General features: G+C 58.8%; 19 protein-coding genes. 15 read left to right on the top strand and 4 right to left on the bottom strand.

Annotated elements, in window-relative coordinates; all coding sequences use genetic code 11:
- The first annotated feature begins 1 nt into the window (after position 1).
- The 3 genes from cobA to ACFVTJ_RS22070 all read left to right on the top strand — a co-directional run bounded on the left by cobA (position 2) and on the right by ACFVTJ_RS22070 (position 3,572).
- The gene (cobA, locus tag ACFVTJ_RS22080; RefSeq protein WP_386910717.1) at positions 2-790 is read left to right on the top strand and encodes a uroporphyrinogen-III C-methyltransferase; all 789 of its coding nucleotides are present in this window, start codon (positions 2-4) and stop codon (positions 788-790) included.
- Positions 787-2,103, top strand: a complete 1,317-nt coding sequence (locus ACFVTJ_RS22075) for a cobyrinate a,c-diamide synthase (protein WP_386910716.1) — start codon at positions 787-789, stop codon at positions 2,101-2,103. The genes cobA and ACFVTJ_RS22075 overlap by 4 nt, the downstream gene beginning before the upstream one ends.
- A gap of 221 nt (positions 2,104-2,324) precedes the next feature.
- Positions 2,325-3,572 carry a cytochrome-c peroxidase gene (locus tag ACFVTJ_RS22070; RefSeq protein WP_386910715.1) on the top strand — a complete coding sequence of 416 codons (1,248 nt, stop codon included), beginning with the start codon at positions 2,325-2,327 and terminating at the stop codon, positions 3,570-3,572.
- On the opposite strand, the gene leuB is transcribed toward ACFVTJ_RS22070, so the two are convergent.
- From leuB to ACFVTJ_RS22055, 3 genes are all read right to left on the bottom strand, one after another.
- Positions 3,553-4,665, bottom strand: a complete 1,113-nt coding sequence (leuB, locus tag ACFVTJ_RS22065) for a 3-isopropylmalate dehydrogenase (protein WP_386910714.1) — start codon at positions 4,663-4,665, stop codon at positions 3,553-3,555. The genes ACFVTJ_RS22070 and leuB overlap by 20 nt on opposite strands.
- Positions 4,666-4,886: 221 nt before the next feature.
- Complete coding sequence (gene leuD / locus ACFVTJ_RS22060; RefSeq protein WP_077983639.1) at positions 4,887-5,492, bottom strand: 3-isopropylmalate dehydratase small subunit; 606 nt, start codon at positions 5,490-5,492, stop codon at positions 4,887-4,889.
- A gap of 163 nt (positions 5,493-5,655) precedes the next feature.
- Positions 5,656-5,886: a hypothetical protein gene (locus ACFVTJ_RS22055; RefSeq protein ID WP_386910713.1), complete on the bottom strand. Its 231-nt coding sequence runs from the start codon at positions 5,884-5,886 to the stop codon at positions 5,656-5,658.
- A 110-nt stretch (positions 5,887-5,996) separates the two neighbouring features.
- On the opposite strand from ACFVTJ_RS22055, the gene ACFVTJ_RS22050 reads away from it, so the two are divergent.
- Together ACFVTJ_RS22050 and ACFVTJ_RS22045 are read left to right on the top strand one after the other, a co-directional pair.
- On the top strand, positions 5,997-6,908 hold the full coding sequence (locus ACFVTJ_RS22050; protein ID WP_386910798.1) for an HpcH/HpaI aldolase/citrate lyase family protein: 912 nt from the start codon (positions 5,997-5,999) through the stop codon (positions 6,906-6,908).
- Positions 6,905-7,111: a DUF1737 domain-containing protein gene (locus ACFVTJ_RS22045; protein ID WP_003505258.1), complete on the top strand. Its 207-nt coding sequence runs from the start codon at positions 6,905-6,907 to the stop codon at positions 7,109-7,111. The genes ACFVTJ_RS22050 and ACFVTJ_RS22045 overlap by 4 nt, the downstream gene beginning before the upstream one ends.
- Before the next feature lie 18 nt (positions 7,112-7,129).
- Here ACFVTJ_RS22045 and ACFVTJ_RS22040 read toward each other — a convergent pair whose 3' ends face one another.
- Positions 7,130-7,570: a metallopeptidase family protein gene (locus ACFVTJ_RS22040; RefSeq protein WP_080866490.1), complete on the bottom strand. Its 441-nt coding sequence runs from the start codon at positions 7,568-7,570 to the stop codon at positions 7,130-7,132.
- A 329-nt stretch (positions 7,571-7,899) separates the two neighbouring features.
- Between ACFVTJ_RS22040 and rplU the strand changes: the two genes are divergently transcribed.
- The 10 genes from rplU to rlmH all read left to right on the top strand — a co-directional run bounded on the left by rplU (position 7,900) and on the right by rlmH (position 15,383).
- Positions 7,900-8,214 (top strand): 50S ribosomal protein L21, encoded by a 315-nt coding sequence (gene rplU / locus ACFVTJ_RS22035; RefSeq protein ID WP_386910712.1) that lies wholly within the window; start codon positions 7,900-7,902, stop codon positions 8,212-8,214.
- A 40-nt stretch (positions 8,215-8,254) separates the two neighbouring features.
- On the top strand, positions 8,255-8,524 hold the full coding sequence (gene rpmA / locus ACFVTJ_RS22030) for a 50S ribosomal protein L27 (RefSeq protein WP_003492686.1): 270 nt from the start codon (positions 8,255-8,257) through the stop codon (positions 8,522-8,524).
- Between the two features lie 131 nt (positions 8,525-8,655).
- Positions 8,656-9,288, top strand: coding sequence for a GNAT family N-acetyltransferase (locus ACFVTJ_RS22025; protein ID WP_386910711.1), 633 nt, complete (start codon positions 8,656-8,658; stop codon positions 9,286-9,288).
- Positions 9,285-9,875: a GNAT family N-acetyltransferase gene (locus ACFVTJ_RS22020; protein ID WP_386910710.1), complete on the top strand. Its 591-nt coding sequence runs from the start codon at positions 9,285-9,287 to the stop codon at positions 9,873-9,875. Before ACFVTJ_RS22025 ends, ACFVTJ_RS22020 begins: the two co-directional genes overlap by 4 nt.
- Positions 9,876-10,044: 169 nt before the next feature.
- Positions 10,045-11,112 carry a GTPase ObgE gene (gene obgE / locus ACFVTJ_RS22015; protein WP_386910709.1) on the top strand — a complete coding sequence of 356 codons (1,068 nt, stop codon included), beginning with the start codon at positions 10,045-10,047 and terminating at the stop codon, positions 11,110-11,112.
- The gene (gene proB, locus ACFVTJ_RS22010; protein WP_386910708.1) at positions 11,109-12,278 is read left to right on the top strand and encodes a glutamate 5-kinase; all 1,170 of its coding nucleotides are present in this window, start codon (positions 11,109-11,111) and stop codon (positions 12,276-12,278) included. The genes obgE and proB overlap by 4 nt, the downstream gene beginning before the upstream one ends.
- The gene (locus tag ACFVTJ_RS22005; protein ID WP_386910707.1) at positions 12,271-13,557 is read left to right on the top strand and encodes a glutamate-5-semialdehyde dehydrogenase; all 1,287 of its coding nucleotides are present in this window, start codon (positions 12,271-12,273) and stop codon (positions 13,555-13,557) included. The genes proB and ACFVTJ_RS22005 overlap by 8 nt, the downstream gene beginning before the upstream one ends.
- A 42-nt stretch (positions 13,558-13,599) precedes the next feature.
- Entirely contained in the window at positions 13,600-14,184 is a 585-nt protein-coding gene (locus ACFVTJ_RS22000) for a nicotinate-nucleotide adenylyltransferase (protein WP_386910797.1), read from the top strand.
- A gap of 114 nt (positions 14,185-14,298) precedes the next feature.
- Positions 14,299-14,742, top strand: a complete 444-nt coding sequence (gene rsfS, locus ACFVTJ_RS21995) for a ribosome silencing factor (protein WP_386910796.1) — start codon at positions 14,299-14,301, stop codon at positions 14,740-14,742.
- 158 nt (positions 14,743-14,900) lie between these two features.
- Positions 14,901-15,383, top strand: coding sequence for a 23S rRNA (pseudouridine(1915)-N(3))-methyltransferase RlmH (gene rlmH, locus ACFVTJ_RS21990; protein WP_386910706.1), 483 nt, complete (start codon positions 14,901-14,903; stop codon positions 15,381-15,383).
- Positions 15,384-15,533: the final 150 nt, after the last annotated feature.

The raw sequence follows: 15,533 nt of genomic DNA, 5'->3' as shown, positions 1-15,533 counted from the left end.
AATGTCGATACCGCAGATTTTGAATAGCATCACCCCAAAGGGTCCCGTCTTCGAAGCTGGCCACGTCTGGCTCGCGGGCGCGGGGCCGGGTGATGTGCGTTATCTGACGCTCGAAGTGGCGCTCGCGCTGTCGCAGGCCGATATCATCGTGCGCGATGCGCTGGTGAGCGACGATGTCGTGGCGCTTGGTCCTCAAGCGGAAATCGTCTTTGCCGGCAAGCGTGGTGGCAAACCTTCGGCTACGCAGGATGACATCACCGCTTCGCTGATCGATTTTGCGTTGCAGGGCAAAAAGGTGCTGCGCCTGAAGGGTGGCGATCCCTTTATTTTCGGTCGCGGAGGCGAAGAGGCGGAAGCGCTTGTCCATGCCGGCATTCCGTTTCGCATATTGCCGGGCATGACCTCGTCGTTCACCGCACTCGCGTCGGCACGCATTCCTGCCACCATGCGCGGCATCAGCCGCGCCGTCACACTCGCCACAGGCCATGCGGCGGGTACCGACGAAGATCTCGACTGGCTGGCCCTGGCGAAAACGCGGGAACCCATCGTCGTTTATATGGGGCTGAAGAATATTGGCACGATTGCGGGTCTTCTGATGCAGGGTGGGCGTTCTGGAAAAACGCCTGTCGCTGTCATCATGTCGGCCACCACGGGGCAGGAGCGGATTTTCATCGGTACACTGGAAAATATAGCTGACGATGCAAAGCGGGAAAATTTCGAAGCACCGGCTTTGATCGTTATCGGCGAGATTGTTTCGATGCGGGACCGTCTTGGAGTGTCCGGTTCATGACGGCACGGGCAATCATCATCGGCGCGCCGCGCTCGGGTTCCGGTAAGACCAGCGTGACAATCGGCCTGCTACGGGCCTTCGCGCGTCGCGGGGTCAAGGTGCGCGGCATCAAGACGGGGCCGGATTATATCGATCCCGGTTTCCATGCCTTCGCCACGGGCACGCCAGGTCTCAATCTGGACAGCTGGGCCATGCAGCCGGACCTGTTGCGGCATCATTTCTCGCAGCACACCGAGGATGCAGAACTCGTTCTCATCGAAAGCGCTATGGGCCTGTTCGACGGAATTCCCGTGGCGGAAAACCGCACCGGCTCGGCGGCGGATCTGGCGCGGTTGTTCGGTATTCCTGTTCTGCTGGTGTTGGATGTCTCCGGTCAGTCGCAGACGGCGGCTGCCATTGCGCATGGTTTTGCCCATTACGACCCTGAGGTCACCATGGGGGCGGTGGTGCTGAACCGGGCCGGTAGTGAAAGGCACCGGACGCTGTGCACCGAGGCCATCGAAAAAACCGGCCTGCCCGTTGTCGGTTGCGTTCTGCGCGATCCTTCCCTCATCCTGCCAGAGCGACATCTGGGGCTGGTGCAGGCGAGCGAACATCCGGAAATCGACGCCCATATAGACCGGCTGGCGGATGCGATGGAAAAATCCATTGACCTCAACGCCTTGTTCGCGCTCGCCGCACCGGTGAATATGCCTGATGGTTCTGACAAGGCGGCCATTGCGCCGCCGGGTCAGCGTATCGCACTGGCCGAAGACGCGGCTTTCACCTTCCTTTATCCGCATCTGAGGAAGCATTGGCACGCGGCCGGAGCAGAGCTCGTGCCGTTTTCGCCGCTCGCCGATGAGGCGCCCGATGAGAGTTGCGATATTTGTTGGCTGCCGGGTGGGTATCCCGAGCTTTTTGCCGGAAAACTCGCCGGTGCCGTCGGCTTCAAGGCGGGTATTGCCCGTTTTGCGCAGACAAAACCTGTTCATGGCGAGTGCGGCGGGTACATGGTGCTCGGTGAGTGGCTGGAGGATGCAGAGGGCGTGACCCATGCCATGACCGGTCTTCTGTCGCACGCCACGAGCTTTGCGACACGGAAGATGAATCTCGGCTACAGGCAGGCCACAATCGCGGCAGATAGCCCGCTCGGCATGGCGGGAGATGTTCTGCGCGGTCATGAGTTTCATTATGCTCGGGTCACCGATCTCGGCCGTGATGAGCCCTTCGCTCATATTGCTGACGGGCAGGGTCGCCCACTCGGGCCATCGGGCGGTAGGAGAGGTTTTGTCTCGGGCGCTTTCTTCCACGCCATCGCCAGAGGCGGTTGATCGTTTACGGTTCTAGCTGGGGACGTGTGACAAAGTGGAGCAGGATGCGAAAGTTTCTAGGCTCCGATCACGGAAAAGTGCTATAGGTCTTTTATGGGACATGGAAAAGCGGGCCTGGCTCCGGCGATCCATGTCCGGTGAAATGCGACGGGCCTGAAAACCGCCTCATATTTCCCGGCCCGAACCTGTTATCGCGCATTTTATTTCGAGCGTGCCTACCGATGACGAAACCCGGATTTTTCCTCTCTGCCGCTCTTGCCGCAGCCATTCTGCTGGCTCCTTTGGGAACCGTGTTCGATGGCATCACTGCCCATGGCGGTGAAGACTATGCGACGCTGGAAAAGCTTGGTGCGATCCTCTTCGATGATCCCAATCTTTCGATGAACCGCACCATGGCCTGTTCCACCTGTCATATGCAGGCGGCCGGTTTTTCCGATGCGCGGGAGAACGAAAAGGTCGGGCGGGACGTATCGCTCGGCGATGACGGGATTTCCCTTGGCGATCGCAATGCGCCGACCGCTGCCTATGCGAGGTTCACGCCACCTTTCGGCAAGAACGCGGCGGGAGAGTATGTCGGCGGGCAATTCTGGGATGGGCGCGCCTCTTTGCTTGAGGATCAGGCGGGCGGGCCACCGCTCAACTCTGTCGAAATGGGAATGCCGGACAAGGCGGCTGTCGTTAAGAGGTTGAAAGAAAACCCCGATTACGTCGCGGCCTTCGGCACGCAGTTCGGCAAGGATGTGTTCCAGAGCGATGAAACCGCCTATGCCGCGATGACCAAGGCGCTGGCGAGCTTCGAGCGTTCGGATGAGTTTTCCACCTTCGATTCCAAATATGACCGCTTCCTGCGCGGCGAAGAAAAGCTGACCGATCAGGAGGAACTGGGCCGCGTTCTGATTTCGTCTACGCAGTTCACCAATTGTAATACCTGCCATGAAATTCGTGGTGCCAAGGGTCTGGAAGACGGCCTTTTCACCAACCATAAATATTTCAACATCGGTGTGCCCGCCAATACATCTGTCCGGGCCGCGAATGGTTCAAAGCCTGGCGCAGTCGATCTCGGTCTGGCGCAGAATCCTGAAGTCGCGGGTGATCCTGCCCAGCGGGGCAAGTTCAAGGTGCCGACGCTGCGAAACGTCGCCGTCACCGGTCCTTATATGCACAATGGTGTGTTTAAGGATTTACGCACGGTCGTGCTGTTCTACGTGAAATATAAGAGCAAGAAGCCCAGCCGTCAGATCAATCCGGAAACCGGCAAGACCTGGGATGCGCCGGAGGTGCCTGAGAACATCGCCATGACGGAACTGACATCTGCCCCGGCGCTGGATGACAAGCGGGTGGATGCCATCGTGGCATTCCTGAAGACGCTGACCGACCGGCGCTACGAGCATCTTCTGCCAAAGGAGGATGGGCAGACGGCGGTGCCGACTGCCCAGCCTGTCTCAAATCTTATGCCGAAAGCGCCTTGAATTCGGCGAGAACCGCGTCGCCCATTTCGGCGGTGCTGACCTGGCGGGAACCATCGGCCATGATGTCGGCCGTTCGGATACCCTTGTCGAGCACATTTGCAATCGCCGTCTCCAGTCTGGTGGCTTCGTCTACCATGTTGAACGAGTAGCGAAGGCACATGGCGAAGGAGGCGATCATGGCGATCGGGTTGGCAATGCCCTTGCCGGCAATATCCGGTGCTGAACCGTGCACAGGCTCGTACATGGCCTTGCGCTTGCCGGTCTTGGCGTCGGGCGCACCGAGCGAGGCGGACGGCAGCATGCCGAGCGAGCCTGTCAGCATGGCGGCAACGTCGGAGAGCATGTCGCCGAACAGGTTGTCGGTGACGATCACGTCGAACTGCTTGGGTTTGCGAACCAGCTGCATGCCGCCGGCATCCGCCAGCATATGCTCCAGCTGCACGTCCTTGTACTTGGCGGCATGGGTTTCGGTGACCACCTGGTTCCACAACACGCCCGATTTCATGACATTGCGCTTTTCCATCGAGCAGACGCGGTTATCGCGGGTGCGGGCGAGTTCGAAAGCGACGCTCGCGATGCGCTCGATCTCGAAAGTGTCGTAGATCTGCGTATCGATGCCGCGCTTCTGGCCGTTGCCCAGGTCGATGATCTGCTTCGGTTCGCCGAAATAAACGCCGCCCGTCAGCTCGCGAACGATGAGGATATCGAGGCCTTCAACCAGTTCCGGCTTCAGCGAGGAAGCGGCGGCGAGTGCCGGATAGCAGATGGCAGGGCGAAGGTTCGCGAAAAGTTCGAGATCCTTGCGCAGACGCAGCAGACCCGCTTCCGGGCGATGCTCGTAGGGCACGCCATCCCACTTCGGACCGCCGACGGCGCCGAACAGGATTGCATCGGCGGCAAGCGCCTTTTCCATATCCGCGTCGGAAATCGCCACACCATGGGCGTCGTAAGCCGAACCGCCGACGAGGCCTTCCGAAACGGTGAAACCGGCATCGTGCGCGCTGTTCATATATTCGATCAGCTTGCGGACCTCAGCCATGGCTTCAGGGCCGATACCGTCACCGGGCAGCAGGAAAAGCGAACGGACTGTCATGAGAACCCTCCTTGGGCGTCGCGCCGGAAAACATCATGAAGGGTTTTCGATGGCGGCGAGCGCGGCGTCAAACTCGTTCCGTCCGATGCATGCCAAGTCGTATCTCAGCTGGACGGGATCGAGCGCTTCTTATCTCCGCCTCAAGGGCTTTTCAAGCAAAGCAAAAGCCTATCCGGTACGGTTTGGTACGGGATCGGCTTTTTTGAAGGGCGGAAATGTGGTCAGGCCCAGGGGCGGACCGAGGCGTTCGCTTTTTCAAACGTGTCAATGGCACCGGCATGTTCCAGTGTCAGGCCGATATCGTCGAGGCCGTTCAACATGCAGTGACGCTTGAACTCATCGATTTCGAAACTGATCGTGCCGCCATCGGGGCCGCTGATCTCCTGGCGCTCCAGATCGATGGAGAGAACCGCGTTCGAGCCGCGCGAGGCGTCGTCCAGCAGCTTTTCAAGGTTCTCCGGGCTGACGACAACGGGCAAGATGCCGTTCTTGAAACAGTTATTGTAGAAGATGTCAGCAAAGCTGGTGGAAATCACGCAGCGGATGCCGAAATCGAGAAGCGCCCATGGCGCATGTTCACGCGAGGAGCCGCAACCGAAATTGTCTCCCGCGACAAGAATCTGGGCGTTCTGGTAGGCGGGCTTGTTCAGCACGAAATCGGGATTGGGCGAACCGTCTTCGAGATACCGGGACTCAGCGAAAAGGCCCTTGCCGAGACCCGTGCGCTTGATGGTCTTCAGATAATCTTTCGGAATGATCATATCGGTGTCGATATTAACGACCGGCATGGGCGCGGCGACGCCCGTCAGCTTGGTGAATTTTTCCATCTGTCGCTTTCCGTGTTTCCCTTGAACAATCTGGCACTGGTAAAAGCCTGCCGGATGTTCTCCACGGGGAAATACCGCAAAACTCGGCGGTTTAGAAGCGCAAACCCGCGTCCTTCGGTACGCCTCATGCGGCGTTATCGTCATCTGACCGGATTAAGCGATCTTAGAGATCGATAATCGTGCCCTTGCCGTCATTCCAGACGCGCATGTCGCGCTGGTTACGGGGCTTGACCGGAATGGGGGCCGGCTTCAGACGCGCGGAAAGCAGGCGGGCAGCACTTATAACCGCAAGCACGCCGATGAAAGCCACCGTAAGCGATGCGGTGAAAAGAGCGACGATCGCCAGAATTGCAATGCCAGATGCGGCGATGAAAAACGAACGTATGCCTTGCATGATCCAAACCTTTCTATCCAGACGAATGTGGGCCTTCTTCTTCCGGCTTGCAAGAGGATTCAGTGGATTGTCGGCTTGCAGATGTCACAAAAGCTTGACACAAGTGCGGCATCGTCAATTTTTCCGAAAATATTTCCGTGAGACCACGTCGTTCCTTGCTGTCAGTTCCGGCCATCAATGTCCGGGCACTCGAAAAAATCCGGGAGCTCGACTGTGATGGCGTGATCCTCGACCTGGAGGATTCGGTTGCACCCGACATGAAGGGCAAGGCGCGGGAAAATCTTGAAAAGCTGTTTTCGGGTCCGGTTTTAGACGGGCGGGAAACCGTTATCCGCATCAACCCGCTGTCGACGCCGGATGGAAAGGCGGATTTGCGGCTTGCGCTTTCCTGCCATCCAGACGCAATTTTATTGCCGAAGGTGGAGCAGCCTTCCGATATTCATGAGGTGGCCGATCTTCTCGCCGAGGCGGATGCGCCCGAACATCTGAAAATCTGGGCGATGATCGAAACCCCGCTTGGTGTCCTGAACGCCGCCTCGATTGCCGACGCAGCCCATACGCCGAATGCCCGTCTTGCTGCTTTCGTCATCGGTCTCAACGATCTTCGTAAGGAAACGCGTGTCCCGCGCCTTCCCGGCCGCACCTATCTCGTTCCGTGGATGATGCAGGTGGTTCTTGCCGCCCGGGCGTACCGGCTCGATGTCATCGACAGCGTCTCGAATGATTTTCGCGATATCGAGGCTTTCGAAGCTGAATGTGAACAGGGCCGCGCCATGGGCTTCGATGGTAAGATGCTGATCCATCCTGCCCAGATCGAGGCAGCCAACGGGCACTTCGGCCCGGATGAGGCGGCGGTTGCGGAAGCGCGTGAGATTATTGCCGCTTTCGCAAAACCGGAATCTGTGGAATTGAACGTCATCAACATGAATGGTCGCATGATTGAACGGCTGCATGTGGGGCAGGCTGAAAGGCTGGTCGCCATGGCCGACATCATTGCACAAAGAAAGGCAAAAACGACGTGAAGGTCTATCGTTTCATAACCGGTCCCGACGATGCGAAATTCTGTCACCGGGTCACCGAAGCGCTGAACAAGGGATGGGAACTTGCGGGTTCACCCAGCTATGCCTTCAACGCCGCAAGCGGCGTCATGCATTGCGGCCAGGCAGTGACCAAGGTGGTCGAAGGCAAGGAATATCACCCGGATATGAAGCTCGGCGAGCAATAAGACGCAGCGCCGGCGGGGCTATCGCTCCGCCGCGGCTTCGTCGGCGCTTTCTTCGATCCGCTCCATGTCGTCATCCGACAGGCCGAAATGGTGGCCGATTTCGTGAATGAGGACGTGGGTGATGATGTCACCAAGCGTTTCCTCGTTCTCGGCCCAATAATCGAGAATGGGGCGGCGATAGAGCGTGATGCGGTTCACCATCTCGCCCGTTTCCATGGTGAAACGTTCGGAGATGCCGCGACCCTCGAATAGCCCGAGAAGATCGAAGGGCGTTTCGAGGGCCATGTCCTCAAATACATCGTCGGTCGGAAAATCCGCGATCTCGATGATGAGGTCCTTCGTTAAGGCGCGGAATTCTTCTGGCAGGTGGCCATATGCCTCGATCGCAAGCGACTCAAAGGCGGAAATCGTCGGCGCGTGGCGGTCCCGCCAATCGTCGGTCTGGTCTATGCGGGCCATTTCTGCTCCTTGTTGGTAGGCCCATATAAACACTTGCTGCGCAAATTTCGAGACCTGACTGCTTCACCCGCCGAAAAAGCATGAAATTCTTGGCGTTACAGTTATTTTTCAAGCCGTCGTCATCTTGACATAAACCGGCGTCTCGCGTAATCGGCACCCAAATTGATGGCGTAGTGCGCCTTCTGTTTATGCCGCCTTTCAAATGGCGGTTTCACCGGCAGACATTCAAAGGGCATTCGGCCCTGACGGATTTCCGCTACTCCGACTGATAAAAAGACGGCCAGCTTGCTTTGGCGAGCAGAGCCGGAACGAACATGAAAGGACAAAAAATGTTCGCAGTCATCAAGACCGGCGGTAAGCAGTACCGCGTAGCGGCCGACGCCGTGCTGACCATCGAAAAGCTGGAAGCAGAGGCAGGCGCAACTGTAGAATTCACCGAAGTTCTCGTTGTTGGCGAAGGTGCCGACGCCACGTTCGGTGCTCCCTTCGTCAAGGGTGCCATCGTCAAGGCTGAAGTTGTCGAGCACAACCGCGGCAAGAAGGTCATCGCCTTCAAGAAGCGTCGTCGTCAGAACTCCAAGCGTTCGCGCGGCCATCGTCAGCATCACACTGTCGTCCGCATCACGGACATCGTTGCTGCCTAATCGGCGCGACACGGGAAACAAGGTTTAAAGGAGAACTCCAATGGCACACAAAAAAGCTGGCGGTTCCTCGCGTAACGGTCGCGATTCCGAATCCAAGCGCCTTGGCGTAAAGAAGTTCGGCGGCGAAGCTGTCATTCCAGGCAACATTATTCTGCGTCAGCGCGGCACGCAGTGGCATCCGGGCGCCAATGTTGGCATCGGCAAGGACCATACGATTTTCGCACTGACCGCAGGTAACGTGAACTTCCGTACGAAGGCCAATGGCCGCGTATTCGTATCCGTGGCACCGAAAGCGGAAGCCGCAGAATAAGCCGGTAAGCGTCATATGCAGCCGGTGTCCCATCGACCCGGCTGAGACGTATCAGGTCCAGTCAAGAAAACAGGGGAGATGGGGCACCACCCAACTCCCCTTTTTCTTTAACCTCATGGAGGGACTGAACCATGCAAGCTGAATTGTTAAGGGTCGACCAATCACGGTCACCCGAAGAGCGGCCGAGGCCCGATCGGTCGAGGAGCGATTGCCCCGTTTTACTGTCGCAGAGGCTGGTTTTACGCAAGCCTCACGAAGAAGACATCGACGCCCTTGCCCATCTTGCCAACAATGCCAATATCGCGACCATGGTGTCGCGTATGCCGCACCCCTACACGGCCAAAGACGCCGCGGATTTTGTGCGACGCTCCAAAGCTGGCGAGATTGGCAAGTGCGTCTATGCGATTACCCGCATGGACAATGGCGAGTTTCTTGGCTGCTGCGCGCTCGAACCCCAGGAAGACGAAAAGACGCTGGAGATCGGTTACTGGCTGGGAGAACTCTACTGGAACCGAGGATACATGACGGAAGCTGCGCATGCGCTGATCGACATGGCCTTCCGCACGCGTGAGATCGACCAGATCGATGCCCGTTGCCGGGTCACCAACATCCCGTCGCGTCGCGTCATCCAGAAGTGCGGTTTCCAGTTTCAGGGGTCCGGCATGGTCGGTTCGCTGGCGCTCGGGGGCATGGTACCGGTTGAATGGTACAGGCTGGACCGCAAGACCTGGGTTTCGCTGAAGAGCTGGGGGGATATGGGATGAGCACGCTCGAACTGACCCGATGGCGGACGGCCGCCAGTGTGGCGCCGCCCGGCCCCTGCCCCGTCATCGAGACATCGCGTCTGGTCTTGCGCCCGCAACGCCTTTCGGATGCCGGCAGCATTGCGGAATCGCTTGGCGATTTCGCCGTGACGAAGATGCTGGCCCGCGTTCCCGCGCCCTACCACAAGCAGGATGCGCTGGAATGGCTGGTGCTGCGTACCTCCGGCACGCTGCCCGACTGGGATTTCGCCATCGCCAGCGGTGACGACACCCTGATTGGCGTCGTCTCGGTGGAATTGCGGCACGGCGAGTGGCATCTCGGATACTGGCTGAACCGCTTTTACTGGGGCAAGGGTTACATGACCGAGGCTGTGGCCGCCGTGGTCGAGCGGTTTTTCCGCCGCATGCCCGGAGTGGTTCTGCATTCCGGCGTGTTTGCGGATAACCCCGCTTCGCTGCGTGTGCAGGAGAAACTTGGCTTCCGGGTGACCGGCTGCCACCAGATTTACGCCACGGCGCGTGCCGCCATGGTGGCGCATATCGATACGATGATCACGGCTGGGGATTTCATTCCGCCGCATCGCTAGCAACCAAAACAAGGCCGGTTTGTCCCAAACCGGCCTTGTCTCACGCAGGGGCTTCCCGCACGATAGTCTTTGACCTCGTGAAGAAGCGCTTGTATTCGAAACGACGATATTTTTGTTTGGCGCGGCACAATTGGATGGTGCGCCCGCAAACCGATAGAACGGCAGTCCGATGAAATTTCTCGATGAAGCAAAAGTTTATATCAAGTCCGGTGATGGCGGCGCTGGTGCCGTTTCCTTCCGGCGTGAAAAATTCATCGAGTTCGGCGGCCCTGACGGCGGTGATGGCGGACGCGGCGGCGATGTCTGGGTCGAGGTTGTCAACGGTCTCAATACGCTGATCGACTTCCGTTTCCAGCAGCATTTCAAGGCCTCGATCGGACAGCACGGCATGGGCAAGACCCGCACCGGCGCCAAGGGTTCGGACGTGGTGCTGAAGGTGCCTGTTGGTACCCAGATTTTCGAGGAAGATAACGAGACGCTGATCGTTGACCTTACCAAGGAAGGCCAGCGTTTTCGCCTTGCCGCCGGCGGCAACGGCGGCTTTGGCAATGCCTATTTCAAGTCGTCGACCAATCAGGCGCCGACGCACGCCAATCCCGGCCTTGCGGGCGAGGAAAAGACTGTCTGGCTGCGGCTGAAGCTGATTGCTGACGCGGGTCTCGTTGGCCTTCCGAATGCAGGTAAGTCCACTTTCCTTGCGACAGTTACCCGCGCGCGACCGAAGATTGCCAACTATCCTTTCACCACGCTGCATCCGAACCTCGGCGTTGCGACCATCGATGGCCGTGAATTCGTGCTTGCCGATATTCCGGGCCTGATCGAAGGCGCGCATGAAGGCGTCGGCATCGGTGACCGCTTCCTGGGCCACGTGGAGCGCACACGCGTTCTTCTGCATCTCGTCTCGGCGCAGGAAGAAAAGGTCGGAAAAGCCTATAAGACTGTTAAAGCAGAGCTGGATGCCTATGGCGGCGGGCTGACCGACAAGGCGGAAATCGTGGCTTTGTCGCAGATCGACGTGCTCGATGAAAAAGAGCTGAAAAAGAAGGCCAAGGAACTGGAGAAGGCCTGTGGCCGTCCGCCGCTTCTTCTGTCCGCTGCCGCGCATATCGGCATGACGGAAGCGCTGCGCGCCCTTCGTGATATCATTGTTTCGGCAAGCAATGGCGGCGATACCGCCCTTCCCGACCGGTCGATGCCGCATGAGAGCGAGGTCGAGGAAGAGGACGATCGCCTATGAGCGTCACGCGCAAGCCGCTTGCGAGCCACCATCGGATCGTCATCAAGATCGGATCGGCGCTGCTGGTGGACCGGAAGACTGGTCTTAAGAAAGACTGGCTGGATGCCATCTGCGAGGATATCGCGGCGCTGAAGAAAAACGGCGCGGATGTACAGGTCGTGTCTTCGGGTGCCATCGCGCTCGGCCGTACCGTGCTCGGCCTGCCCTCCGGCGCATTGAAGCTGGAGGAAAGCCAGGCGGCGGCGGCTGTCGGCCAGATTGCTCTGGCGCGGGCATGGTCGGAAAGCCTGTCGCGGCATGAGATTGTCGCGGGCCAGATTCTGCTGACGCTTTCCGATACCGAGGAGCGCCGCCGTTATCTCAATGCGCGCGCCACGATCAACCAGCTTCTGAAGATCGGCGCCATCCCGATCATCAATGAAAACGACACGGTTGCGACCACAGAAATCCGTTATGGTGATAATGACCGCCTTGCCGCGCGTGTGGCGACCATGACGGGCGCCGATCTGCTGGTGCTGCTTTCGGATATCGACGGGCTTTATACGGCTCCCCCGCATCTTGATCCGGAAGCCAAGTTCCTTGAAACAATTGCCGATATAACCCCCGAAATCGAAGCCATGGCAGGCGGCGCAGCTTCCGAGCTTTCGCGCGGCGGCATGCGCACCAAGATCGATGCGGGCAAGATCGCAACCGCTGCGGGCTGCGGCATGATCATCGCGTCCGGCAAGACGCTCAACCCGCTGAAGGCCATTGAAAACGGCGCGCGTTCCTCTTGGTTTGCGCCTTCGGGTACGCCGGTGACGGCGCGCAAGACCTGGATCGCCGGGCAATTGCAGCCCGCCGGTGAAATCCATGTGGATGCGGGGGCTGAGAAAGCGCTTTATGCTGGAAAAAGCCTGCTTCCCGCCGGCGTGCGGCAGGTGAAGGGTAATTTCGGGCGCGGCGATGCTGTCGCGATTATCGGTTCGGAGGGCCGTGAGGTCGCGCGCGGTCTTGCCGGTTACGATGCCGAAGAAGCGCGTCTCATCATTGGCCACAAGTCCAATGAGATTGAGGCAATCCTCGGTTATGTCGGACGCGCAGCGATGATCCATCGCGACGACCTCGTCATGACCGGGGCGGCCGTGAAAGTTAAGAGTGCAAAGAAGGATGAGGTCCATGCCTGAACAGGCCGTGAAGCAGAGCCAAGACATTGAAGCGCTGATGTTGACCATCGGCGCTCAGGCGAAAGCTGCTTCACGACCGTTGTCCATCGCCGGTGCGGGCCAGAAGAACCGCGCGCTGCTGGCCATGGCTTCTGCCATCGAGGCCTCGAAGGAAGCGATCCTCTCCGCCAACAGGAAAGATCTGGCTGCAGCGGATCAGGCAGGTCTTGCGCCCTCCTTCATCGACAGGCTGACACTCAACGATGCTCGGATTGCCGGTATCGCTGAAGGCATCCGTTCGGTCGCGGCGCTGCCCGATCCCGTCGGCGAAGTGATCGCTGCCTGGGATCGCCCGAACGGGCTGAAGATCGAGCGTGTACGCACGCCGCTTGGCGTTATCGGCGTGATCTACGAAAGCCGCCCGAACGTAACGGCGGATGCGGGAGCCTTGTGCCTGAAGGCGGGCAACGCCGTGATCCTGCGCGGCGGTTCGGATTCTCAACATTCATCGCGTGCTATCCATGCCTGCCTTGTGGAAGGCCTGAAGATTGCCGGCCTTCCCGATCATGCCATTCAGCTGGTGCCGGTGACCGACCGTGCAGCAGTCGGCGCACTTCTCGGTGGCCTGAATGGCACGGTTGATGTCATCGTGCCACGCGGCGGTAAGAGCCTGGTGGCCCGGGTGCAATCCGAAGCCCGCGTGCCGGTCTTCGCGCATCTGGAAGGCATCTGCCATATCTATGTCGACAAATCCGCCGATCTCGACATGGCGAAACGTATCGTCGTTAACGCCAAGATGCGCCGCACCGGAATTTGCGGCGCGGCTGAGACATTGCTGGTGGATGCTGCCGCCGTTTCCACGCATCTTACGCCGCTGGTCAAAGCCTTGATTGAAGCCGGTTGCGAAGTGCGCGGTTCGCAAGCCGTCCGCGATGTGGTGGCAGGTCTGGTGCCAGCGACGGAAGAGGACTGGCGCACCGAATATCTGGATGCGATTATTTCGGTTGCCGTGGTGGATGGCATTTCCGGGGCGATCGATCATATCGGCACCTATTCGTCCAACCACACGGAGGCGGTGATCGCTGAGGATCCATCCGTCGTTGAGCGGTTCTTCAATGAGCTCGATTCGGCCATTCTCTTGCACAATGCCTCGACGCAATTTGCCGATGGCGGCGAATTCGGCATGGGCGCGGAAATCGGCATCGCCACCGGAAAGATGCATGCGCGGGGCCCCGTTGGCGTCGAGCAGCTCACTTCGTTCAAATACCGTGTGCATGGCACCGGCCAGACACGGACCTGATATTTGCCGGCCGATAAGCGCCTCGACAGACGTTATCTCACCATGCCGCATGTGGAGCGCGGCATGGTCGTCGGTCTTTTCGGCGGCTCCTTCAATCCGCCGCATGCGGGTCATGCCCTTGTCGCTGAAATCGCGCTGCGCCGGTTGGGTCTCGATCAGCTCTGGTGGATGGTGACACCGGGCAATCCGCTGAAAAGCCGCTCGGAACTGGCATCTCTGGAGGATCGCATCGCTGCCTGCGAAAAGCTTGTTCACGACCCCCGCATCAAGGTCACGGCTTTCGAAAAATCGCTGGGCATGAGCTATACCGCCAACACGCTCGCCAAAGTGAAGGCGAAAAATCCGCACGTGCGCTTCATCTGGGTCATGGGTGCCGATAATCTCAAGAGTTTCCACCACTGGCAGAAATGGCGCACTATTGCCGAGACTTTCCCGATTGCGGTGATCGACAGGCCGGGCTCGACGCTCTCTTATCTCTCCTCCACCATGGCGCAGGCCTTCAGCCAGGCGCGGATCGATGAGGACGATGCCGGGGTTCTGTGGAAAAAGCGCGCACCTGCCTGGGTTTTCATTCATGGACCGCGTTCGACCCTCAGCTCTACCGCGCTGCGTAACGGCCGAAGATGATACGCTCGATCACAAATGATGTATGGGCCAGCCGTCTAGGGCTCCATATCTTGAAAAGTTAATACTTTGGTGCCACCTTTACTGTGTGACGCAGAGAATCGCGTCGCGCAGTATCTGTTTTGTCATTCTCTGAAAGGAAAACCTCTGACAACAGTACACGCCAAGGGAAGAGCATTTGTTGCTATCCCGAAGGGTCAGGACAGTGGCGCCGATGCCGCCGGCCGTGCCCTCGAAACCGTCCTCGCGAGCCTCGAGGACTCCAAGGCTGAAGATATCGTCTCTCTCGACATTGCCGGAAAATCGGCGCTTGCGGACTACATGGTTGTGGTCTCCGGGCGGTCGAACAGGCATGTCTCGGCGATTTGCGAACATCTTCTCAAAGACATGAAGGATGAAGGGTTCGGAAACGCCCGCATCGAAGGCCTTGAGGCCGGAGATTGGGTGGTTATCGATGCCGGCGATATCATCGTTCATGTATTCCGTCCGGAAATCCGCGTCTTCTACAACATTGAAAAAATGTGGGCGACGCCAGAAATGCCGGAAGAAACGCTGCACTGATAAGGTGAGCCTTTGAGCGAGTGCATCATGTTTGCCGAAGATCACGACTGACTTCGGAAACGGAGCCTCTGGCCGGAAATCAGACCGGCTGCATAGGAATCCGCAGGCTATGCTGCTAAAGCCGGGCTCTGTTGGGTCACGACGAACGCAGGTTTGCGATGCGGATTTCAATTTTTGCGGTGGGACGGCTGAAATCCGGCCCTGAGAAGGATCTTGCGGCCCGTTATATCGAGCGTCTGGCCAAGACCGGCCCGGCCATCGGGCTGGAGTTTTCGCGGGTGATCGAGGTTGCGGAAAGCCGGGCTTCCAATGCGGAGACCCGCAAGCGCGAAGAAGCGGCGATGCTGGAGAAGCATCTGGTTGACGGCGCAGCCCTCGTCTTGCTCGATGAGCGCGGAAAAGCCCTGGACAGTCCCGCCTTTGCTTCGTTTTTTGGTGATCTGCGCGATAGCGGGAAGCGTGACCTCATGATCGCCATAGGCGGGGCGGACGGGCTCGATCCCGCGCTCTACGACAAGGCCACGGCCGTTTTCAATCTTGGCAAGCTGACATGGCCGCATCAGATCGTCCGTATCCTGATTGCTGAACAGCTTTATCGGACCGTTACGATCCTCTCCGGCCATCCCTATCATCGCGTTTGAGCGGGTCTCTATCCGGGGAATTGTCTCAATTTCAACATGAAGCTCCGCGACACCGCTGATCGCGAACGACTTGGCGGCAGCCTTTCTCAGGCCCCTTGGAAGATCGCGGCAAAATCCCTAATATGGGCGCTCCTGCTTCGGCATCAAAGA

The organism is Agrobacterium sp. NPDC058088, assembly GCF_042885035.1.
GTDB lineage: Bacteria > Pseudomonadota > Alphaproteobacteria > Rhizobiales > Rhizobiaceae > Agrobacterium.
Note: the sequence above shows the minus strand (reverse complement) of the source record. Positions and strands in the feature narration are given on the sequence as shown.